Source organism: Pelosinus baikalensis (assembly GCF_020819555.1).
Classification (GTDB): domain Bacteria; phylum Bacillota; class Negativicutes; order DSM-13327; family DSM-13327; genus Pelosinus; species Pelosinus baikalensis.
The window spans coordinates 1-20,192 of the sequence record NZ_JAJHJB010000023.1 but is presented as its reverse complement, the minus strand read 5'-3'; the positions used below and the strand labels follow the sequence as shown (position 1 = coordinate 20,192).

Sequence of the window (20,192 nt, the reverse complement as noted above, 5' to 3'; positions counted from 1 at the left end):
CTCTTCTAAAGGTATTACCTTAAGTACAAAAAAATTAATACAATTCTAATCTTCTAGAAATAATGGCATATTGGCATATAATCCTGGTAAACCACCAGTATGCAAGAAAAGTACGTTATCACTCTTTTTGAAATAACCTTTTCTAGTCAGATCAATTAGCCCAGCCATTGCTTTCCCGGTATAGGTAGGATCAAGCAAAATCCCTTCAGTCCTAGCCGCTAGTTTGACAGCTTCAATCATTCCAGCAGTAGGCACTGTATATCCCTCTCCCAAATACTCATCAAACAAGCTAACTGCTTCCTGAGGTATCGGAACGTTAACTCCCAGATAATCTGCTATTTTTTCGATTATTTCTGCTATACGCTTTTGCAGAACTTCTTTCGAATTTAAAACACTGATTCCGGTTATCGGTATATGGCAGTAATATCAGCCGACATTTCAGTCCTTCTTTCACGGCGGCAGCTAACGTTAAGCGACAATGGTTGGATTGTATACCACCGCATGTGATCAGTGTATCTGCTCCTTGTTTTAGAGCGTCGGCAACTAAGAATTCCAGCTTGCGCGTCTTATTTCCGCCACCGGTTAAACCAAGCAAGTCATCACGCTTTATATAAATATTCGCCCCTCCGACAGCAGCAGTCAGACGTTCCAATTTTTCCAGCGGCGTGTGACCTTCTGTATACCGTCGCCGAGGATATTGTGCTAAATACATCCCATTACCTCCATTTCTCTTAAAGGATACGGCTATTTGTCTCATTTGAAACACAGGTTTTAACTTCTTCCTATCAAAAGAGAAGCTGTCCTTAGTCTACCAATAAGGTAGATTAGAAACAGCTTCTCTTTACTAAATGCTAAGTCCTGCTGAAAACTTTGTATGATCAACATTATTTTACTTTCGTAGTATTCTCTATTGTCATTTGCTCAAGATCTTTTAAAATTCTTGGGAGGTCCATGATCAATTGTTCTAATTCGTCTTTGCTCATTTCTACTTCTAGAATCTCTTCTGACATGTAACACCTCTACCTCCAAAAACATTCTGTCTTTGAATAAGAATATGCATAATACAGATTGTACATTGACAATCTTTGAATTATTTTTGAATATGGTAATTCTCACGAGTGTGATGATGTTCATACTTTTATTAAATCGATGTATTGGGGGCAATTCTTATTCGCCAACTCTGGAAGGCGCGAAAAAATTTTCGTAGTTGTTAATTATATCGTTGGATTACAAGAAACTCCTGCCAGATCCTGATAGAATCTGGCAGGAGTTTCGGAAGGTTTTGTCATTAACAGGCGGCAATCGCATCAATTTCAATCAGTGCACCAAAATGAAGGGTATTAGTTGGTACGATAGTACGAGACGGTTTATGATCTCCAAAAAATTCTATATATATCTCATTAACAGCCGACCAATACGTGATATCTGAAATATATACCGTAGTCTTAAGCACCTGCTGTTTATAGCTTCCACACTGTTTTAGTATATCATCCAGGTTTTTTAACGCTACCCGCGTTTGTTCTTCTATGCCTCCCGCGGGTAACGTTTCACCTACAGCGTAGTTAATTGGTAATTGACCTGATACATACACTAGATCGCCATGGATTACCGCAGGAGAATAATGCCCCTTGGATTGAAGAGAATAGGGCGTACTAACCATTTTCATGCAACATACCTCCAACATTTGTTTCTGTTAAATCCTTATTTTTTGAGTCCCATACCAGTTAACGGTACAACAATATTGAGTTTATTATCATATCCATCTTTAAAATATTGCAGCATTCCGGCGACTGCAGCTCCTGAAGTGACTTCTATATAAATTCCCATTTCACCAAGCATTTCCTGAGCCTTGATTACCTCTACATCATCCACTACAATAATATCACCTTTGCTGTCTGTTACAGCCTCTATCATTTCGTCGATTCTCTTTGGCTCTTGAATAGCAATGCCTTCCGCTGCAGTTGGTTTCATTTCACCAACTGACTGATTTTTAAATTTGCTGAATACTGGCGCACAATTCCTGCTTTGTACAACAATAATGCGGGGAAGTCGTCCCATTTCTTTAAATCCTTTATAAATTCCCAATAACATCGTTCCGTTGCCAGCAGGAACTACTATATAATCCGGAATGCCTATTTGCTCATAAATCTCAAACGCAAGAGATTTAGTACCTTCAAAAAACAAGGGATTATATACATGTGAAGCATAATACGTGGTTTTAGCAGCCTTCAATATTGCTTTAGCTGTGTCATCACGTGTCCCTGGAACCTTCACTACGTTTGCCTTATAAGCATTAATTTGTTTAATTTTTCCTGGGGATGTACTCTCTGGCAAATAAATATTGCACTTGATTCCTGCCGCAGCACAATATCCGGCAAAGGCAGCCCCTGCATTACCAGAGGAATCTTCAACAATTTCGTTAATGCCTAATTCCTTTAATTTATTAATCACGGCAAAGGCTCCACGATCTTTAAAAGAACCTGTAGGCTGCATATAATCCAGCTTTAAATAGATTTCCCTTCCCTGTAAAATCCTTTTTATGATCGGAGTCTTAACTTCTCCTAAGGATACGGTTGCCGTAATCTTTTCGTCCTCTTCTTTATACAATTGAAAAAGTCCGCCACACTCACACTGATAGTCAAGCCCCTCAATTGGATAGTCCTTTTCACATCGAGAACAGTAAAAATGCATCATAACAACCCCTTTGTATATTTTTTTGATGAATAGTTGACTATCATATAAAAAATTATATAATATACATATAAATCACCTTATATTTTATATAATATATATTTTTTTATATAAAATCAAGATATTTATATAAGTTTTTATATAAACGGAGAATGATTCAATGATGTACACAAACAAAAAATTAGAAACATATATACCTATAGCAAATTTAATCGCTAAAACCTTCGGTAAAAACTGCGAAGTGGTCATCCATGATTTATCAATTCCTCAAAATTCAGTAGTGTATACGATTAATAATCACGTAACGGGACGTGAAATTGGACAATCTTTTGATCACCTAGTGAAAGATGTTCTCCTATCTAAAAAATTCGATAATGATTATAATGCAAATTATATTACCATTACGGAAGATGGCAGAAAAATAAAATCTTCTACTGCACTCATTAGAGATTCCGAAGATAAAGTAATCGGAGCGTTGTGTATAAATTATGATTTAGAAAAACTAAATCATATTAAAAACTTTTTAGATGAATTTATGGCTGCTGAACAAGAAAAGATCGAAACAGCAGTGGAGCCTTTTGATAATGTAATGGAAATTGTGGTTGATTTAATAGATAAAATCATCGGTAATACAAAAATCGAGCACTTAAAACGAAAAGATAAAATTGAGTTAATTTATTTTATGGATAAAAAAGGACTCTTTTTAATCAAAGGAGCCATTGAAAGAGTTGCTGAAAAATTAAATATTTCTAAGGTAACTGTTTATAGTTATTTAGATGAAATAAAAAAACCTCAATATAAATAATGGGGCCTGAACAATGAATGCTACCCTGCCTAAGTTCGTAGGCAGGGTAGCATCAAAATTTATATGTTCAGATTTATCCCCTGTGCAATTCTGCTGCCAAGTTCATGATCTACCTGCATAAAATGTTCAATCATTCTCCTTTGAATAGGCTCGTAGGCTTGATTTAAATTTTCTACAATATTTGAGACCAAGTGTTTCTTTTCAAGCACCGACATCATCCGGTATCTGCAGCCGGCTTGATAATAATCATCACCTGTTATTTCTGATCGAGCCACATTGCCTGAAACAAATTCCTGAGGGCGTTTCCCGATCTCAGGTGCTGGCATGGGCATCCCACCGCCTAACGTATTGGGTAAATAGTTAGCAACACCTTCACTGTACATGGTTTGCATGGTTCCATCCTGCATCTTATTAGCAATTGGCCTTCTAGGCATATTAGTGGGAAGTGCTAAATAATTAACCCCATACGGTATCGTTGCGTATCTCCATAGGAAAAAATACGACCTTGGAGTATTTTATCATTTGAGAAATCGATACCCGGTACAATGGCCGCAGGAGAAAAGGCAGATTGTTCAACTTCAACAAAAAAATTATCTGGATTTTTATTTAGCACCATCCTGCCTACCGGCATCAATGGAAATAAGTCCTCTGGCCAAATATTAGTAGAATCCAATGGATCAAATGGTAGATTGCATTCATCTTCCACTTTCAGGATTTGTACACGCATCTCATATTCGACAGCATGCCCTGCGGCAATGGTATCAAACAAATCCCTACTCGCTACGTCAGGGTCACTACCGGCAAGTTAAACTGCCGTCTTACTGTCTATGTATTCAACACCAGCGCAGGGTTCCCAATGATACTTAACATATACTTCCTCCCCCCGTATATTCACCCACTTATAGGTATTAACTCCATACCCTTGAATGGTTCTATAGCTTTTGACAGTCCCATTATCCGCAAACAAGTAGGTAAGAAAATTCATAGACTCCGGCCTTAGAGACATGAAATCCCAGAAACGGCTGGCAGCTATCGGTCCACCTCGGACATTCGCAACTGGATCTGGCTTTAAGACATGAACTAAGTCTGGAAATTGAATCGGGTCTCTGAGGGGAAACACCGGAATATGGTTGCCAACAATATCATAATTTCCTTCATCTGTATAAAATTTTACGGAGAATCCTCTGATATCCCTCACGGTATCTGCCCCACCCAAAGAGCCGCCTGCTACTGAAAACCTAACAAAAACAGGGGTTTTCTTCTCTGTGTCCTGTAAAAAATCTGCCTTAGTTAATGAAGCCATTGATTTATAGGGTATAAAAAAACCAAAAGCTCCAGCTCCTTTCGCGTGTAGTACTCTTTCAGGAATCCTCTCCCTATCAAAATGAGAAATCTTTTCGAGGAAAACAATATCCTCAAGTAATATTGGACCCCATTCACCTACAGTTAATGATTGTTGATCATTAGTAACAGGTGTCCCCTGATTGCTGGTAAGATAGCGTTTCTCCATTTTCCTTCTCCCCCACATTACAAATTCTTTTATAATATATTTAATTTGGGGACTACTCATGAATAAGATTTTTAAGCTACCTCCTACTTTGCAGTTTTATAGAAAAAAGGTACTTTACCTCTGGTGTAAAGTACCTTTTTTCTACAATTTGAAGATGGCAATAGCCACTTCATTTATTTTAGCATTTTTCTTTATTCTGCTTGTCATTTTTCTTATTTTCATTATTAAAAATCTCTTTTGCAAATTCAACATTTTTGTTTTGTTTCTTTTGTTCTTGCTTACATTCTTGTTGTTTCATATTTATCACCTCCAATATTATTATTGCCAGATCTTTAATTAAAATCAGATGAAATATAAACCTTAATTGTTATTTCTTGAAATAAAAAAGCTCGCGAAATTTGCGAGCTTTTTTACTTTGAATGTCATTGGTAAAAAGCAATTCGTGCTGCAACTCTGCCAATTATTCAAGAGTCCTATTCGTTGTTTATTTGGAGGACCGGGCCTTAGCAATCTCTTCTAGGAATTTCTTGGCTGTTGCGGTAATTGCAGCATAATCCCCGGTCTTAGCACCAGCTGTTAAGCTGCTGCCAGCACCAACTGCCACGCAGCCAGCCTTAATCCATTCTTGAACATTGCTAACATTAACTCCACCAGTCGGCATAATCTGTGCCTGAGGCAAAGGACCTTTTATGGCTTTGACCATAGCCGGGCCAAAGAGTTCCCCTGGGAATAGTTTAACAATGTCACATCCAGCTTCCATACATTCAACAACTTCTTTTATCGTCATAGCTCCGGCCATCATCGGAATTTGATACCGATTGCACAAACGCACAGTTTCTTTATTCAGGCATGGTGAAACTACATATTGTGCCCCGCTGAGAATAGAAATACGAGCTGTTTCAGGATCAAGGACTGTCCCTGCCCCAATAATTAATTCCTCTGGAGAATAGGCTTTCGCCAATTCTTCCATAATATGATGAGCATTTGGTACCGTAAAAGTCATTTCGATAGCTTTCATGCCGCCAGCCAAGCAAGCCTCTGATATCCGCTTAGCCTGGTCCCCGTTTTCAGCTCTTACCACTGCAACTAAACCGGATTTACAAATTTGTTCAAGCACTTGTTGTTTACTCATAATCAATTCCCCTTTTCATTTGCAGCTATCTGCCAAAGCAAGTAGCCTTTATGTTTTTCCAGCCATACACATCACCCGTTTTTTACAAATCATTCTCAAAATTGATAATTCAATATCATTTCTTAAATATTTTTTGATAGATTCATGTAATTTATATTTTATTCGATTTATTCGTAAATCGCAACATTTTTATGATATATTCCAATCATTTTAGTTTTAATTTTAGATAACACTCTATCATTTATATATACAACTTGCCTAGATTTTGCATTATTGTTACAATAATACAATGAAATAAATTAAATTGAATGATGAGGAAATGCTATGCCTGGAACAAACCTACCAACACTATGTCTGCCTCTTTTGCGTAGCAGCTTTCAGAGTTTCACTAAATCTGAAAAGCGGGTTGCCAGTTTCATTTTAGAACGACCGCATGATATTATTCATATGACTATTTCTGATTTGGCGGAAGCTACAAAAACTGCTGAAGCAACAATTTCCCGTTTCTGCCGTAAATTGGGCTTTCATGGTTTACAAAGCTTAAAAATTGCCTTAGCTAGCGAAATACTGAGCCCCCTGGAAACTAACTATCAGGAAGTACAACCTACTGATTCATTTGAAACGATGGGGACCAAAATATTTAACAGTATTTCCGAGGGTTTACAAGATACACTGAAATTACTTGATTTTGATGCACTGCAAAAGGCTGTTGCTATTCTTGATCATGCCCATAAGATTGATATTTATGGCTTTGGTATTTCAGCAGTAATTGCCTCTGATATCGAACACCGTTTCATACGTTTTGGCATACCAACAAAGGCCTATTCCGATTTGCATATGCAGCTTATTTCAGCATCCATTTTAGAACCGGAAGATGTAGTAATCGTCGTATCACACACTGGGTCTAATACTGATTTGCTGAATTCCGTGGAAGTTGCAAAACAAAGCGGAGCCCAAGTCATTGCAATTACCAGCCACTTAAAATCGCCTCTTACTAAAAAAGCTGATCTCGTTCTGCACGGCATGAGCCGGGAAGTGAATTATTCTTCAGAATCAATGACATCACGCCTGATTCATATGGCAATTGTAGATCTTTTATATATGGGTATGATATTTAAAAACCAGGATAAATTCACCAATAATCTTAATAAACTGCGGCTGGCAATTGCCAACCGTAAAGAATAGTTCCCTGCTAGTTCACCATAAATAAAAATCTGGACACCATCAAAGAAGCTGCCTCTCATACTTTTGTATTGGAGACAGCTTCTAGTTAATATAGGGAAGTAATTATCTTCTTTTTAAAAATAGTTATTTATAAGGAACGCATTGAGATTTCATTGTCCATACGAGTCATTGAGCTGTCCCTCGACTCGTTCTATTTCCGTTTTTACAATATCCAATAATTCTTTTGGATGGCTTAACTTTATCTTTGCATTTAGATTTGGATCTTTCGTCCCCCATAAAGCAAGCGCGAAATCAACACCTGCGTGATGGGCACTTTGCATATCATAACCAGTATCACCGATATAAATCGTCTCAGCTGGAGATGCTTGGGCAAGTTCCAAACACTTTAATATAGGTTCTGGATCAGGTTTATGTTTAGTAGTGTCATCAGCACAAACGATATAATCAAAATAATCATGTAATCCAAATGGATAAAAATCGTCAAGTAGTTCTTGTTTCGTTTTGGATGTAACAATACCTGTCTTGATTTTTAGGTCGTGCAGGTATTTTATGATTTCCTCTAAATCAGGAAATACCCGTATAGAGTTATAAAATTCTTTTAAATATTCATTCCACTTTAGACATGCTTGGTCAGTATCTGCAATGTTTAGCTGTCGTAAGGCGACAGATCCCGGAATTCCTAATACAAAAGACAATTCATCGGCTGGGTAATCTATACCTGTCTCTACTTTTAATAATTTTTGTAACGAACCGATAACCGCTTTTTCCGTATCAATAATGGTTCCATCAATATCAAAAATTAAATATTTGTACATGATTCATCCTCCATCCCATTCATAGGGGCTGCACATATTGCAGACTAAATTTAATGCTATGCCTACTACTCTATTTACCATTAAAATACAAAAACCCTGCAAGTTCTTTTTTAGATTTCTTGCAGGACTGAATTATTTTTGAAAGTATTTCCCCATGACTGCAAAAAAGCCTTTGACATGGGAGTGCGATTGGCAACAGAGAAGGCTAACTAAGATGTGTTTTAGTTAGCCATTCCTCTACTCCTGCAAAATTCTCAAAATGAACTCATACAGATTGCCATAGGAAAATAGATAGCCCGGTATCCCAGCAGCTCGGGCCGCATCTATATCCCGCTGCATATCACCGATGAGAAATGATTTTTCTAAGTCAACAGGCCATTCTAAGCAAGCTTGCTGGATCATGCCGGGTAAAGGCTTGCGGCAATTGCAAAGAATAGCGTACTGATCAACCTTCCCCTCTGGATGATGGGGGCAAAAATAAAAAGAATGAATCACCGCACCCTGTTTTTCTACCTCTTCCGCCATGCAGCGATGAAAGTTATATACGTCCTCTTCCTGATAAAAACCTCTGGCAATCCCACTCTGGTTGGTAACGACAAATACCAGATAATCTAATTCATAGAGCTTCTGTAAGGCAGCAATAGCCCCTGGCATCCATTCCAATTCTTCTCGACGACAGATATACCCTCGATCTACATTTAGTACCCCATCCCGATCAAAAAACACGGCTGGCTTTTTCTTCATATCCTTCCCCCTCCCTCTTTAACACATAGAGAAAAAATACGTTTTCCTTCCTTAATGCTGGAGCTTGCTAGTCAGTCCTTCCAGGTTAAAACATTGTACATATCGATCAATGGAATTTTTGATCTTATCCAGCACATAACGGTTACCGTCAATCCCTAACGTCTTCATATTCTCATGCAGCACTATCATTTCACGCTTTACTTCTTCATTTTCATAGGTGTAGTGACCACAAATTTCACATATTGTTGCTGTCAATTCTGTCTCCCCTAGAATTGCTTCCACAGACAAATGTACATCATCACCAATCACCCATTTTTTCCATCGTCCACTATTCACGGCTTCTTCTGACATGACTCTTTTTAAATTTGACTTTACAGCTAATCTGCCATTTTCAAATTCCTTTTCTTCTAAGCGAATGAGTTCTAAGTAGGCTTTCGTTTCAATATAGCCAAATTCAGGTGCCACATTCATGGCAGTAATATTAAGGGATGGATGGTCTAGAATGATATAGTCATCCAGATAGTCCCCATTATGCTCCTTTAAGCCAACTCCATATTTTTTTGCAGTATCCGCCAGTAGTTTTGAGCTATGATAATTAAACTCTCCCACATTTTCCGTTAGTCTGGTCAAGGTCCCCGTCTGTCCCACGATAAATACGGGGATGGGAAGTCCTCGCTTAGACAGTTCTGTAGTCAACTGCTGAATAAAGATTTCATAACTCTCCTGACTGGTTAGCCCTCCATTGGTTTCCTCGGTGCCCACTTCATAGCCAATCTCCGGCAAGTTGCGATGCTTTCGTTCCATCTCCACATATTCAATAAGGTTGATCGTTCTCCGAAGGACGACCTCCATGTCAATGGATTTCCCAATCACATAGGGATCTTTGGTCGGATCAATATGCAGTAAGTCAAAGCTATTCACCAGATCTTCTACATACGACTTTTTCGCCAATTCCATCGCAATGGCTTCGGGCAAATGACTATTGCGCTCATTATCCCGCTGCCAAGGTCCGCCATGATCGCGGCACAAATAATATAGCCCTGTAAAATCGACTGCTTTTGCAATCTCTGCAATGGCCTCCTTAAAGCCTCGCTGATCCCAGTTGCATACATAACCGCCCCCCAACTCCTTCGCATCTACTTGATTTCGGCTGGCGATAAACAGGATCGGGAAATCTTTTTCCTTTGCTAATTCTAAGGACGCGACAATAAGATTTCTGGACATGGGCCCAATTCCGAGCAAGGTAGTCCGAAAACCCGTCTCTTCCAAGGTAAATATCTTATCCATTACTTCACGTATATTCATTTTATTCATTGTAATAATCTCCTCTACAAAATACCATTATGGAATCATTTTATGTACCAATTACCAAAGAGTTCCTTTTTTCTTTATCCCGAATTGCTAACTGTCATTGCGAGCGTCAGCGAAGCAATCGCCTCCTACCTGCCTAGATATTTCCTTCTTAACATCCACCTTCAAGAAATTCACCATCAAGGCCGTAACCACTGTGCCGCAAAAAATTCCTAAGATATAAAACATCGGATTATCAACCACTGGCAATACGATGGGACCACCATGAGGTGCATGATCTGCCACTTTACCTAAGGCTCCAATGACGGCCCCCACTGCCGAACCTGTCATGATGGAGGGCAGTACTCGCAGGGGATCAGCAGCAGCAAAAGGAATGGCTCCTTCGGTAATGCCAATCATCCCCATCGCCAAGGCTGCTTTTCCCGCTTCTAACTCTTCCCCGCTATACTTCTGCCTTGCCAGTAAGGTAGCAAGCCCCATTCCCAAGGGAGGTGTACAAATGGCAATACCAATCGGTCCCATGACGGTATAGACCCCTTCCGCCATCAATCCAAAAGCAAACATGCAGGCGGTTTTGTTAACGGGTCCCCCCATATCAAAAGCAATCATCAGACCTGTAATAATGGCGATGACGACAGCCCCTTGCTGGCTGATGCTTTTCAAGCCATCTGTAATCCCGCCCATCACAGCGGCAATGGGTTGTCCCAGTAAATAAATATAAGTAAGACCAACAACTAAGGAGCTTAAAATGGGAATGACAAAGATGGGCATTACAGGACGTAAGTAACTGGGAACCTTCCAGCCTTTGATCCATTTCACAATATAACCCGCAAACAATCCCATAACCAAGGCACCAAGAAAGCCTGCCTTATAAGGACTGTCGGCAATTGGCTGGTTTGCCAGATAACCGCCAATCATACCAGGAACTACCCCCGGCTTACCTGCAAGACTATAGGCAATATAACCAGCTAAAATCGGAATCATCAAGGTAAAACCTGCAACACCGATATTCAAAATGTGATTGGCTAAGGCACTGGTAACCTCCATCCCCTTAGCTCCCGGTGTCCCCGTTGCCAAAGCTCCAGCAATGCAGATACCACCTACCACTACGGATGGAATCATATAGGAAACACCTGTCATCAGATGGTTTTTCACTTTTTTCAGTTCATCCATTACAAGTTCACTCATGCCTGTTCCTCCTTCTTCTCTGCTTTTTCGATCACGGCCATTGGATTTTCAATGGCTTTACCCACTTCCACCGTGATGCTGGGCTTGCCACTAAATCGTTCTTCCCCTTCCACATTCACACCCACGGCAAAGATAACAATGCTGGCCTCCTCCACATCCTTTGGCAACAATTCATTTTCAATCCCCATAGCTCCCTGGGTTTCGATCTTGATATCATGTCCCCTACCCATTGCAGCTTTCTCCAAAGCAGCCTGAGCCATATACGTATGAGCAATCCCCGTCGGACATGCACATACAGCAATTATTTTCAAAATAATTTCCCCCTTTATTAGAAAAACGCTACGCGTCCTTTAAAAAACCGATAAAACAATGGAACCGCAAAGACGCAAAGGACACAAAGGGTTTTTATTATTTTTTCGTGCACTCCTTTGCGTGCCGCGTTACCAGGCAACACAAAGGAAACACGAGGAAACTATAATCATGAATTACTTTGTGTTATTTGTGTCTGTATGGTTTTTACTTAATTCCCCTCTAGAGAGGGGTGCCCGCAGGCGGGGTGTGTCGGTCTCGTGTGTCGTCCCCTTATAACCCCATTTCCTCAAATATTTCCATAACTTCACATACATCCATAGCCCGTTCCAGCCTCTCCCGATACGAGTCATTCATCAACCCTCTACTAATATTGGCTAAAATTTTCAAATGCAGATCACTGGCTTGCTCTTCCGGTACACCAATCAGAAAGATAAGTCTAACCTTATGTTCGGATCTACCATCCCAGAGAAATTCTTCCTGGCTTCTGGCAAAAGCGATAAAGGGAATCTCTACATCGCTGCTTTTACCATGAGGAATGGCGATACCATAACCGATAGCAGTAGGAAACAACGCTTCTCGGGCAAATACGGCCTGTATAAACCCTGCAACATCACGAATACGACCAAGCGACTTTGCTTTTTGGGCTAAGGTTTCGATGATTTCAGCTTTGTTTTTCGACTTCATGTTTAATTCGATAAGTGACTCATGAATGATCAATTTTTCGCCTCCCAGTCTATTTTTTGTAATACAAGGATGTAAGAAGATCTTTAAAGATTGTCTACAAAAATGGATTTAGTATTTTCTTTTCGATATACTATAGGTAACCAACCTAGGGCGTAAAAGTACTTGTACACTCCTTTCACTTGCAAGATTATTATGCAAATAAAATTTACTCTTCTTTAAGATTCTCATAGACTTTGTTTGTTGAATTGTAAGGATTTAAGTTCTGAAACAATTTATCACCTCCCTAAGCTGCTTTAGATTTTGGATAATTTCCTCCACTTTTTTGTTTCTTATCGCACCATTCATTGTCAAAAAAAATTACCCACTCAAAACCTAGAACATTAGCAATTTGCTTTGCAGAATCGGGACTAGGATTACGCAAACCACTTTCAATTAATGCATATGTTGAACGATTAATTGTCAATGAATCTGCTACTTGTTGCTGAGTTAATCCCCTCTTCTTACGAAGATCAATTAGCCAAATCCTATCATGTTTCATGTTAATCACCTACCTTTATTATATTTGTTTCTTAAGGCAACTTTATGTTCTTATTATATATTTCCTTAAGCAACATTGTCAATTGTTTTTAATAATTTTATTGCTTATAGCAACAAGTAGTTTTAGTTGCTCTTAGCAACGTTTATAATAATACTCAAGGTGGTGAGTCAATTGATTTCTACTCGCTTAGTTCAATTACGAAAAGAAAAGAATCTTACTCAACAGCAATTAACAGATATATTAAACATCTCAAGAAATACATATGCACAATATGAAACTGGGCGACGTGAACCAGACTTTAATACTGCTCTAATTTTCGCAAAGTTCTTTGGAGTAACTATAGACAACCTTCTTGGTAACAATATTGAATCACCTAATCTCTCTCAAAAACAGCCTACGGACTTAATTAGATTTCTTGACGAATCAGAAGTCTTATTTGATGGTGTACTACTGACTAAAGAAGATAAAGCAAAAATTAAAGCAGCACTTGAAATTATATTTTGGGATACGAAGCAAGAAAAGAAGCGGAAAAAATCGTAAAACGATTTAGTCTGAACCCCAAAACTGGGACTTAATGAAAGAAGACCTTGATTATGTCGTATGGAACTGCTCCCGATATTTAATTGGGGGCAGTTTATCTAGTTTTAATTGTAACCGTTCATTGTTATAATATTAGATGTATTCTTCTACGATCTCAATGATTTGTTCGTTGGTCTCGTTAAAATCTTGAGAATAGAAGCCTTCAGTCTTCAAATGTGAGAAGAACGACTCGATAAGAACATTATCATAGCATACACCCACTTGGGACATGCTTTGGGTAATGTTCTTTTCTTTTACAAACGCTTGAAACCTTGGCGAGGTATATAATACTCCTTGATCAGAATGAAGAATGACACCATCTATATTCCGATTTTTAATAGCACGATTAACCGTTTCAAATGCTAGTTCTAAATTAAGGGATGGTCCTATGATACTACTGATAACTTCATTATTAAGTCCATCAATGATGGCTGATACATACAGATTGGATTCACCGTCGGTAATTGTTGAAACATCAGTATACCATTTCTGATTGGGTGCATCCGCTTTGAAAATTCGTTTGATTAGATCCGCTTTTTTGACTGTTTCGTCAAGCTTGTATCGAACGAATTTTTTTCGACGGATTTTTGCCCGGAGATTATTTTTCTGCCATAATACGGCTTATTCGCTTATGGTTGTTGTTTAGCTGATATTTGATTCTTAGCTCTGCCACAACTCTCCTATATCCGTAGCGCCTTTTATGCTTAGTGCAAATGACTTTAATAAGCTCGATTAGTTTATATTCATCTTTTTTATCATTGGGTTTATTTTCCAACGATAATAATTACTTTTGGGGATCTCAAGAAAGGCTAGCATCTCTCGAATTGAATATTTACCCTTAAGTGATTCAATTATTTCTAAGAATTGGCCTTTTGTTATTTTCCTAAGATCCCATTTAACTTTCCCAGAAGTTCATTATGCATCTCAAGCTGCTTGACTCTAAGTTTCAGCCGTTCAAGCTCTGAATATTCCTCAATCCCTTTCTTGTATGTATATTGTTTTCCTACAGGTTGGTGAAAGCGATGGGTTTCACCATTTCGATACCAACTCATGCACCTTTCTATTTGCGTATCATTTTTAATTCCCAGAGCTATCATAATCTCATGTTTACTGTGGCCTGCTAATTTCATATTGATTGCATTCCATTTCACTTCGATTGGATAATGTGCTCGTTTTGCCATAAAAATACACCTCTCATGTAATATAGATTTACTATACGACATAAGAGGTGCCTTTTTCTTTTGTGTCCCATTTCAGGGGTTCAGATTAGTTCAGACTAGATTTTTTCCGCTTCTTTTGTTACATCCTTTAACAGAGTGAATATTTATAATTCCTTCAATAATATATCCTTAATAGATAGCCTAGGTCTTGGTAACGGGTTATAACTTGGATAACCAATTGGTAATAGTGCAATAACTTCATAATCTTCATTAAGATTGACTAATTCTCTAACCTTTTCCCGATCAACAAAACCAACCCAACAACTTCCCAGTCCTAAATCAACTGCTTTTAGTGTCATATGATCAATTGCAATTGCAGCATGTTGCCACGTATAGTATTTATCTATTTCTGGATTAGCCATTCTTTCCACTTTACCATCTTTCTCAAAGTTATCCATTTGTTGCTTTGTTTCTTGATAGAAATCTTTGAATGCTCCGATATTTTTTAATTCTAAAAATTTTTCTTCTTGTTCCAACCATGCTTTTTTATATGCACAACAGACAATTACAACTGGTGCATCTTTTACAAAAGGTACAGTGTATTCATTTAGCTTTTTTTTCACTTCAGAACTCTTAATTACTACATATCTGGTAGACTGTATATTTGATACAGATGGAGCAAGTCGCCCTGCTTCAATAATTTCCTGAATATATTTATCGGGTACAGGTTGTGCTTTAAATTTCCTAATACTCCTTCTTGCTTTTATAACTTCATTAAAATCCACCAAAAATCACCTCTTTTAAAAAATCAATTATTATCTACATTAATTTTAAGTAATAAGCTTTTTCAAAATTCTACTATATTTTTGTTAGTAACATACTTATAGTTAGTATTATACAAAAATTCATTTACTATTGTCAAGTGTATATTGTAAAATGTAGCTGGGGTGATTTTTAAATGGCAATAACTCGAATATGTAACAAATATAAATCTGCTTTCAATATATTAGGTAAAAAATGGACTGGTCTGATTTTAAGGGTTCTACAGGAAGGTCCTATGAAGTTTACAGATATTTCTAACTTAATCCCTGAAATGAGTGATAAAATGTTAGGTGAACGTTTTAGGGAACTGGAAATACAAGGTTTGATTACTCGTAAAGTTTATTCCACAATACCCGTTCGAATTGAATATGAGCTAACGGATAAAGGAAAAGGATTAAAACTTGCTCTTGACGAGATTCAAAAATGGGCTGAGACATGGATTTAATTAGAGACAAGACGCAGATCGAGTAGCCGGGGCTTCACAGCCCCAAGCCCTCAGTCGAGTAAGCCAAGGGAATCTCACTCTTAGCTTCTCACGGGTAGGGTCGAAGACTGGCGCGCATCCCATAAGTTTCCCAGCGAAAAGTTTTATCGTTTTCACGATGAAACTCAGTCCGGCTATCTTAGTCACGTTTCCAGCCTCCGCCACGTCGAACGCAGCGTGCGGATTTCCCGCACTACGCTCTCCGGTTTGTTTCTCGTTAAGGTTTAAAATGTCAAGGGGACAGGCCCGTTGACACTTGCACCTTCTTACCATTTCACGGTTTAGTCCCAATGTCTCCGCAATCCCCCTTAGGGACAAGTTAGATTTTTCCACCAGAAGCTTTATCAGTTCCTCTCTTAGCGATTTATTGCCTACACTTCTCAAATCATTGATTCCTATTCCTTTTTCAGCCATTTGATTTTCGCAAGCTGGCACGCTTAACAGCAGTAGAGACCCGTACAGGCCGCGTTCAGTCATTTTTGCGCGCTGCCGCACAATTCGTAGAGCCCACTACCCCCCTTCGAATTTTGGATCTTAGCGGAGGGTCAGGAATGATGGCTATCGAATTTGTCCGCCAGTTCCCTTTGGCTTCAGGCGTCATTTTTGAACAGCCCGGAGTGGCCGATGTTCCCGAAGAGTTTGGAATATGTCACGGGGACGGTTCTTTTGAGTACCTATCTTCTTCTCTCATTTACATAGTTTGAAAATATCATCTTGGGAATGCCCCATTATTTATATCAATGCAAGTACCATTAATATATTCTGGGCACTCTGTTGCCAACCAATATATCGTCTTTGCAACTTCTTCGGCTTTTGCAAATCTATCTGTAAATACACTATTTTTTATAGATTGCTTTCTCTGTTCTGGTATCACTGCCATCATATTGGTTTCCACAGGGCCTGGTGCTACAGCATTTATTACAATTCCTTTTGGGCCTAATAATGTAGAAAAACTTTTAGTCGCATTAATTATTCCAGCTTTTGATGCTCCATACCAAATATCGGGATGACCAATTTGTCCTGCAATTGAAGCTGTATTTACAATTCTTCCAGTACCCGCTTCAATCATAGATTTTGAAACTTGTATTATAAATTCTATTGGTGCATAAAGATTTATCTTCATAATCTTATCTCTATTTTCTTCAGAATAATTGTCATATGGAATAGAGTTCATTATTCCAGCATTATTCACAAATATATCAACATGACCAATTTTGCTAACTAAATCCTTTATACCATTTACATTAGATACGTCATATTCTATCTTCTCTACATTATCATTTTTATTAAATTCAAAGTTATTATAGTCTCTTGCAATTGTAATAACCTTATAATTATTTTGAACAAAAAGACGTGTAGTCTCTAGCCCAATACCTTTATTTCCGCCTGTTATTAATACTGTTTTTCTCATTACATTCTCTTCTTTCCTGTTAAAAATTTTTTACAAAAAAAATCACGGGAACGGTTCTTTTGAATACTCCTCTCTTTTGTTTCATGTCATAATATACGATCATAAAATTTTCTTTGAAAAACATATCCCATATTTCTATCCTATTTACCATTAAAATACAAAACTCCTGCAAGGCTAAGCTGCTTTGCAGGAGTTTATCGTATATATTGCTTTTTTGATCAGCTTTAGCTATTGTCTATTCTCTATGCTCATTGCATGGACAGGGGTTCGACACGGCGATCCATACCGAATCGTATATACAACATCTATTGTATGTCATGGGGACGGGGTTATTGACACCCCCTTATTAGGAACATCGAAAGAAGTCTGAATGTCCAGAATCTCTACCAAAAGAAAAACGCCCCATTACTCAGGCGTTTTAAGAAAGATTCTTATGAAGTTTATTTTACCATCCTTACCGGTCTTGCTTCTATATAGCCTCGTTCTCCCAATGGCTCAAGCTGGAATCTCGGGCCATCCTCGTCTGCCCATTTAAAACCATAAAATTCTGGATTATAGTTTTTCATAACCTGCCACAACTCTACAATGGCTTCTTCAAACTTCTCATCCTCAAATGCTGACCCTTGGAATACCATAACCTTACAAGGTGGCAAATCAATGATTTCAAACCCATCTGGGACTCCTCCAATATAATCAAGGGCAACTTCTACTCCCTGTGCATATATGGATGTTCCAGTCCGTATCAAATTCTCTGGTAGCCACATTCCGATCGGTTCATACAAAGCGTTTTTTATACTGCACAGTATGCCCCATACATCGCAACCAACTTCGCTACAGTAATCAAAATAATTGTCTGCATTGATTCCTCTTTTCAAAATCAACTTCCTCGCTGGTCGCTCCACCACTTGAACAAAAACAGTGTTTGTTTTCGTTTTTTCTGACATGTTCATTTCTCCTTTCTGCAACATGAGGTAATAAGCACGGATGGGGCTGGGCATGAAAAGCGGAATCGGCGGCGTTTTTTTGCGATAGTACTGTGGTGTCATGCCGAATTTTTCCGAAAACGCCCTTGTAAAACCCTCATGAGAATCAAAAGCAAAATCAAGTGCTACATCAATAATTCTTTTATCCTCATCCCAAAGCTTCACAGCAGCCTGAGATAGACGAAGAATACGTATATATTCCAGAGGTGTTTTTCCTGTAAGTTGCTTAAAGATCCGCGAAGTATGCCACGGCGAATATCCCGCCTCCCTTGACAGCATGTAAAGATTTATTGGCTCGTTTATGTGCTCCCCGACATAATCCTGTACCCGTTGCACCGCATTTATCTTATCCCAGTTCTCCATTCTCTCACCGCCTCGTATAAAAGCATATCATATTGCAGAATCCAATTTCTTGACTTACTTTGCTTTAAAATTCTCACTTACTTTCATTACAATCTTCGCTACAGAAAACTCAAAGGGTGACAGAGGTCGAGTAGAAGCACGCCTCACGACGCGCCCCCCTCAGTCGAGTAAGCCAAGGGAATCTCACTCTTAGCTTCTCACGGAACCGGACTTGAAGGTCTCCCCTCATCCGGCTCTTATCATTCAACTCATTACAACATTCCTATTACGGTATTGCCAGTGTGCAAATAGATCAGGCTCTCTTTTCTTCACCTCAGCTAGCCACATTTCTGCTTTCTTTCTGTGTCCTCGAAACCTTTTGAATTTACACATTGCCCATTTGACCAATCGCCTATCTACACAGTCTAATGAAAAATGTCAAGGGGACAGGTCCTTTGACACTTGCAACTTTCTTACCATTTCACGGTTTAGTTCCAATGTCTCCGCAATCCCTCTTAGGGACAAGTTGGATTTTTCCATCAGAAGCTTTATCAGTTCCTCTCTTAGCGATTTATTGCCTACACTTCTCAAATCATTAATTCCTATTCCTTTTTCAGCCAAATACCTATTTATATATTCAGTCACATTTAACTGGTCTATTTCCTTCTCTTCACGAACATCCAGAAAAGTTCCCTCACTAAACTCATGATTGAACCTTACAAACTCTATTAAGGCTTTTTCATTAAAGTCCGAAAGAATACCCAATACTTCCCTTGTATCCGTCAGGTTTCTTCCCATACCTATATAATCCCTATAGCTACTCCACCGGCTTTGCATCCCCGCCCGGCGATTTTTCCAAATATATGCTTTATTCACTAATAATGCACACTGGCAGATGACAAATTCCTGCCTGACGATGAAGTCAGGTGAAAATTAGAAAGCTTGGCTTTTGCCACACCGTCGTCAGATTAGTCACACTTGCCAACTCCGCAACATATTATGTAACATGGAGGTGATTATTTTGACTGAAGTAAAAGGTCAATGCCAGGCAGCTGCGGAAAACACAAACCACAATCACGCGTTTATTACTATCGCGGATGTGGCCCGCGGACACCAACATGGCATCCTTGGAACAACTGGACCGGCAATCTATTCGGGTGACAGCCATGTTCACCGTATCTTTGTCAAAACTACTACCGATCCAAAAGGCGGACCTCTTCATTGGCATTTTGTCGATGTGACAACTGGGCCAGCTATTGATTTAGCAGGAGGTGAGCATACCCACCAATTCTGTGGTGAAACGAGCGTGGTTCTTGGGCATGATCATCGCTTTAACAGTGTGACGGACGCTGCTCCGGATCAAGAGGAGTACAACTGCAACTAAGATGAATGTCCCTGCGAGGACAGTTAGGGACGCCCTTATTTGTCAGCCTTTGACATTTGGTCGAGTAGAAGCGCGTCTCACGACGCGCAACCCTCACAGAACCGTGCGGGCG

The 20,192-nt window shown here is 38.9% G+C and carries 26 protein-coding genes and 2 pseudogenes; 6 read left to right on the top strand and 22 right to left on the bottom strand.

Features of this window, described 5'->3' with window-relative positions:
- Positions 1-45: 45 nt before the first annotated feature.
- From LMF89_RS15680 to LMF89_RS15665, 5 genes are all read right to left on the bottom strand, one after another.
- Complete coding sequence (locus LMF89_RS15680) at positions 46-348, bottom strand: pyridoxal-phosphate dependent enzyme (protein WP_229535961.1); 303 nt, start codon at positions 346-348, stop codon at positions 46-48.
- Entirely contained in the window at positions 317-712 is a 396-nt protein-coding gene (locus tag LMF89_RS15675; protein WP_229535912.1) for a pyridoxal-phosphate dependent enzyme, read from the bottom strand. Before LMF89_RS15675 ends, LMF89_RS15680 begins: the two co-directional genes overlap by 32 nt.
- A 172-nt stretch (positions 713-884) precedes the next feature.
- Positions 885-1,010: a hypothetical protein gene (locus LMF89_RS25845; protein WP_255711412.1), complete on the bottom strand. Its 126-nt coding sequence runs from the start codon at positions 1,008-1,010 to the stop codon at positions 885-887.
- Positions 1,011-1,288: 278 nt separating this feature from the next.
- Positions 1,289-1,666 carry a RidA family protein gene (locus LMF89_RS15670; RefSeq protein WP_229535911.1) on the bottom strand — a complete coding sequence of 126 codons (378 nt, stop codon included), beginning with the start codon at positions 1,664-1,666 and terminating at the stop codon, positions 1,289-1,291.
- A gap of 35 nt (positions 1,667-1,701) precedes the next feature.
- Positions 1,702-2,694 carry a pyridoxal-phosphate dependent enzyme gene (locus LMF89_RS15665; RefSeq protein WP_007956293.1) on the bottom strand — a complete coding sequence of 331 codons (993 nt, stop codon included), beginning with the start codon at positions 2,692-2,694 and terminating at the stop codon, positions 1,702-1,704.
- 157 nt (positions 2,695-2,851) lie between these two features.
- Between LMF89_RS15665 and LMF89_RS15660 the strand changes: the two genes are divergently transcribed.
- Entirely contained in the window at positions 2,852-3,496 is a 645-nt protein-coding gene (locus LMF89_RS15660; RefSeq protein WP_229535910.1) for a helix-turn-helix transcriptional regulator, read from the top strand.
- A 59-nt stretch (positions 3,497-3,555) separates the two neighbouring features.
- On the opposite strand, the gene LMF89_RS15655 is transcribed toward LMF89_RS15660, so the two are convergent.
- The 3 genes and pseudogenes from LMF89_RS15655 to LMF89_RS15645 form a co-directional block, all read right to left on the bottom strand.
- Positions 3,556-3,888 carry a catalase-related domain-containing protein gene (locus tag LMF89_RS15655; protein WP_229535960.1) on the bottom strand — a complete coding sequence of 111 codons (333 nt, stop codon included), beginning with the start codon at positions 3,886-3,888 and terminating at the stop codon, positions 3,556-3,558.
- A gap of 56 nt (positions 3,889-3,944) precedes the next feature.
- Positions 3,945-5,006, bottom strand: a pseudogene (locus LMF89_RS15650) (catalase).
- A gap of 484 nt (positions 5,007-5,490) precedes the next feature.
- Positions 5,491-6,138 carry a bifunctional 2-keto-4-hydroxyglutarate aldolase/2-keto-3-deoxy-6-phosphogluconate aldolase gene (locus LMF89_RS15645; RefSeq protein WP_229535909.1) on the bottom strand — a complete coding sequence of 216 codons (648 nt, stop codon included), beginning with the start codon at positions 6,136-6,138 and terminating at the stop codon, positions 5,491-5,493.
- Positions 6,139-6,462: 324 nt separating this feature from the next.
- On the opposite strand from LMF89_RS15645, the gene LMF89_RS15640 reads away from it, so the two are divergent.
- Positions 6,463-7,323 carry a MurR/RpiR family transcriptional regulator gene (locus LMF89_RS15640; RefSeq protein ID WP_229535908.1) on the top strand — a complete coding sequence of 287 codons (861 nt, stop codon included), beginning with the start codon at positions 6,463-6,465 and terminating at the stop codon, positions 7,321-7,323.
- Positions 7,324-7,472: 149 nt separating this feature from the next.
- On the opposite strand, the gene LMF89_RS15635 is transcribed toward LMF89_RS15640, so the two are convergent.
- The 7 genes from LMF89_RS15635 to LMF89_RS15605 all read right to left on the bottom strand — a co-directional run bounded on the left by LMF89_RS15635 (position 7,473) and on the right by LMF89_RS15605 (position 12,915).
- Entirely contained in the window at positions 7,473-8,138 is a 666-nt protein-coding gene (locus tag LMF89_RS15635) for an HAD family hydrolase (RefSeq protein ID WP_229535907.1), read from the bottom strand.
- Between the two features lie 237 nt (positions 8,139-8,375).
- Positions 8,376-8,882 (bottom strand): D-glycero-alpha-D-manno-heptose-1,7-bisphosphate 7-phosphatase, encoded by a 507-nt coding sequence (locus tag LMF89_RS15630; RefSeq protein ID WP_229535906.1) that lies wholly within the window; start codon positions 8,880-8,882, stop codon positions 8,376-8,378.
- Positions 8,883-8,933: 51 nt separating this feature from the next.
- Positions 8,934-10,196 (bottom strand): class II D-tagatose-bisphosphate aldolase non-catalytic subunit, encoded by a 1,263-nt coding sequence (locus tag LMF89_RS15625; RefSeq protein ID WP_229535905.1) that lies wholly within the window; start codon positions 10,194-10,196, stop codon positions 8,934-8,936.
- Between the two features lie 87 nt (positions 10,197-10,283).
- The gene (locus LMF89_RS15620) at positions 10,284-11,381 is read right to left on the bottom strand and encodes a PTS fructose transporter subunit IIC (RefSeq protein ID WP_229535904.1); all 1,098 of its coding nucleotides are present in this window, start codon (positions 11,379-11,381) and stop codon (positions 10,284-10,286) included.
- Positions 11,378-11,692: a PTS fructose transporter subunit IIB gene (locus tag LMF89_RS15615; RefSeq protein WP_229535903.1), complete on the bottom strand. Its 315-nt coding sequence runs from the start codon at positions 11,690-11,692 to the stop codon at positions 11,378-11,380. The genes LMF89_RS15620 and LMF89_RS15615 overlap by 4 nt, the downstream gene beginning before the upstream one ends.
- Positions 11,693-11,963: 271 nt before the next feature.
- Entirely contained in the window at positions 11,964-12,410 is a 447-nt protein-coding gene (locus LMF89_RS15610; RefSeq protein WP_229535902.1) for a PTS sugar transporter subunit IIA, read from the bottom strand.
- A 250-nt stretch (positions 12,411-12,660) separates the two neighbouring features.
- Positions 12,661-12,915, bottom strand: a complete 255-nt coding sequence (locus tag LMF89_RS15605) for a helix-turn-helix transcriptional regulator (RefSeq protein WP_229535901.1) — start codon at positions 12,913-12,915, stop codon at positions 12,661-12,663.
- Positions 12,916-13,077: 162 nt separating this feature from the next.
- On the opposite strand from LMF89_RS15605, the gene LMF89_RS15600 reads away from it, so the two are divergent.
- Positions 13,078-13,455, top strand: coding sequence for a helix-turn-helix transcriptional regulator (locus LMF89_RS15600; RefSeq protein WP_229535900.1), 378 nt, complete (start codon positions 13,078-13,080; stop codon positions 13,453-13,455).
- A 132-nt stretch (positions 13,456-13,587) separates the two neighbouring features.
- Here the strand turns inward: LMF89_RS15600 and LMF89_RS26265 are convergent.
- The 4 genes and pseudogenes from LMF89_RS26265 to LMF89_RS15590 all read right to left on the bottom strand — a co-directional run.
- Positions 13,588-14,097: pseudogene (locus LMF89_RS26265) on the bottom strand (transposase); the annotation flags it as partial.
- On the bottom strand, positions 14,093-14,269 hold the full coding sequence (locus LMF89_RS26260; RefSeq protein WP_369412618.1) for a helix-turn-helix domain-containing protein: 177 nt from the start codon (positions 14,267-14,269) through the stop codon (positions 14,093-14,095). The gene LMF89_RS26260 and the pseudogene LMF89_RS26265, both read right to left, overlap by 5 nt.
- Before the next feature lie 100 nt (positions 14,270-14,369).
- On the bottom strand, positions 14,370-14,675 hold the full coding sequence (locus tag LMF89_RS15595; RefSeq protein ID WP_229535899.1) for a hypothetical protein: 306 nt from the start codon (positions 14,673-14,675) through the stop codon (positions 14,370-14,372).
- Between the two features lie 143 nt (positions 14,676-14,818).
- Positions 14,819-15,439, bottom strand: a complete 621-nt coding sequence (locus tag LMF89_RS15590) for a nitroreductase family protein (RefSeq protein WP_229535898.1) — start codon at positions 15,437-15,439, stop codon at positions 14,819-14,821.
- 173 nt (positions 15,440-15,612) lie between these two features.
- On the opposite strand from LMF89_RS15590, the gene LMF89_RS15585 reads away from it, so the two are divergent.
- Positions 15,613-15,921: a winged helix-turn-helix transcriptional regulator gene (locus LMF89_RS15585; RefSeq protein ID WP_229535897.1), complete on the top strand. Its 309-nt coding sequence runs from the start codon at positions 15,613-15,615 to the stop codon at positions 15,919-15,921.
- Between the two features lie 590 nt (positions 15,922-16,511).
- A complete protein-coding gene (locus LMF89_RS15580; RefSeq protein WP_229535896.1) occupies positions 16,512-16,664 on the top strand; it encodes a hypothetical protein in 153 nt (50 codons plus the stop codon).
- Between the two features lie 5 nt (positions 16,665-16,669).
- Here the strand turns inward: LMF89_RS15580 and LMF89_RS15575 are convergent, their stop codons facing one another.
- The 3 genes from LMF89_RS15575 to LMF89_RS15565 all read right to left on the bottom strand — a co-directional run bounded on the left by LMF89_RS15575 (position 16,670) and on the right by LMF89_RS15565 (position 19,494).
- On the bottom strand, positions 16,670-17,371 hold the full coding sequence (locus LMF89_RS15575) for an SDR family NAD(P)-dependent oxidoreductase (protein WP_229535895.1): 702 nt from the start codon (positions 17,369-17,371) through the stop codon (positions 16,670-16,672).
- A 440-nt stretch (positions 17,372-17,811) separates the two neighbouring features.
- The gene (locus LMF89_RS15570; RefSeq protein ID WP_229535894.1) at positions 17,812-18,717 is read right to left on the bottom strand and encodes a helix-turn-helix domain-containing protein; all 906 of its coding nucleotides are present in this window, start codon (positions 18,715-18,717) and stop codon (positions 17,812-17,814) included.
- A gap of 417 nt (positions 18,718-19,134) precedes the next feature.
- Positions 19,135-19,494 (bottom strand): hypothetical protein, encoded by a 360-nt coding sequence (locus tag LMF89_RS15565; RefSeq protein WP_229535893.1) that lies wholly within the window; start codon positions 19,492-19,494, stop codon positions 19,135-19,137.
- Between the two features lie 223 nt (positions 19,495-19,717).
- Between LMF89_RS15565 and LMF89_RS15560 the strand changes: the two genes are divergently transcribed.
- Positions 19,718-20,080 carry a YmaF family protein gene (locus tag LMF89_RS15560; RefSeq protein ID WP_229535892.1) on the top strand — a complete coding sequence of 121 codons (363 nt, stop codon included), beginning with the start codon at positions 19,718-19,720 and terminating at the stop codon, positions 20,078-20,080.
- Positions 20,081-20,192: the final 112 nt, after the last annotated feature.

Coding starts and splice junctions, on each gene's coding strand:
- LMF89_RS15570 (WP_229535894.1), bottom strand. CDS start 18,717: ATGGAGAACTGGGATAAGATAAATGCGGTGCAACGGGTACAGGATTAT.
- LMF89_RS15635 (WP_229535907.1), bottom strand. CDS start 8,138: ATGTACAAATATTTAATTTTTGATATTGATGGAACCATTATTGATACG.
- LMF89_RS15625 (WP_229535905.1), bottom strand. CDS start 10,196: ATGAATAAAATGAATATACGTGAAGTAATGGATAAGATATTTACCTTG.
- LMF89_RS15655 (WP_229535960.1), bottom strand. CDS start 3,888: ATGCAAACCATGTACAGTGAAGGTGTTGCTAACTATTTACCCAATACG.
- LMF89_RS15630 (WP_229535906.1), bottom strand. CDS start 8,882: ATGAAGAAAAAGCCAGCCGTGTTTTTTGATCGGGATGGGGTACTAAAT.
- LMF89_RS15665 (WP_007956293.1), bottom strand. CDS start 2,694: ATGATGCATTTTTACTGTTCTCGATGTGAAAAGGACTATCCAATTGAG.
- LMF89_RS15605 (WP_229535901.1), bottom strand. CDS start 12,915: ATGAAACATGATAGGATTTGGCTAATTGATCTTCGTAAGAAGAGGGGA.
- LMF89_RS15565 (WP_229535893.1), bottom strand. CDS start 19,494: ATGGGAAGAAACCTGACGGATACAAGGGAAGTATTGGGTATTCTTTCG.
- LMF89_RS15660 (WP_229535910.1), top strand. CDS start 2,852: ATGATGTACACAAACAAAAAATTAGAAACATATATACCTATAGCAAAT.
- LMF89_RS15675 (WP_229535912.1), bottom strand. CDS start 712: ATGTATTTAGCACAATATCCTCGGCGACGGTATACAGAAGGTCACACG.
- LMF89_RS15640 (WP_229535908.1), top strand. CDS start 6,463: ATGCCTGGAACAAACCTACCAACACTATGTCTGCCTCTTTTGCGTAGC.
- LMF89_RS15595 (WP_229535899.1), bottom strand. CDS start 14,675: ATGGCAAAACGAGCACATTATCCAATCGAAGTGAAATGGAATGCAATC.
- LMF89_RS15585 (WP_229535897.1), top strand. CDS start 15,613: ATGGCAATAACTCGAATATGTAACAAATATAAATCTGCTTTCAATATA.
- LMF89_RS25845 (WP_255711412.1), bottom strand. CDS start 1,010: ATGTCAGAAGAGATTCTAGAAGTAGAAATGAGCAAAGACGAATTAGAA.
- LMF89_RS15670 (WP_229535911.1), bottom strand. CDS start 1,666: ATGAAAATGGTTAGTACGCCCTATTCTCTTCAATCCAAGGGGCATTAT.
- LMF89_RS15575 (WP_229535895.1), bottom strand. CDS start 17,371: ATGAGAAAAACAGTATTAATAACAGGCGGAAATAAAGGTATTGGGCTA.
- LMF89_RS15620 (WP_229535904.1), bottom strand. CDS start 11,381: ATGAGTGAACTTGTAATGGATGAACTGAAAAAAGTGAAAAACCATCTG.
- LMF89_RS15645 (WP_229535909.1), bottom strand. CDS start 6,138: ATGAGTAAACAACAAGTGCTTGAACAAATTTGTAAATCCGGTTTAGTT.
- LMF89_RS15580 (WP_229535896.1), top strand. CDS start 16,512: ATGATGGCTATCGAATTTGTCCGCCAGTTCCCTTTGGCTTCAGGCGTC.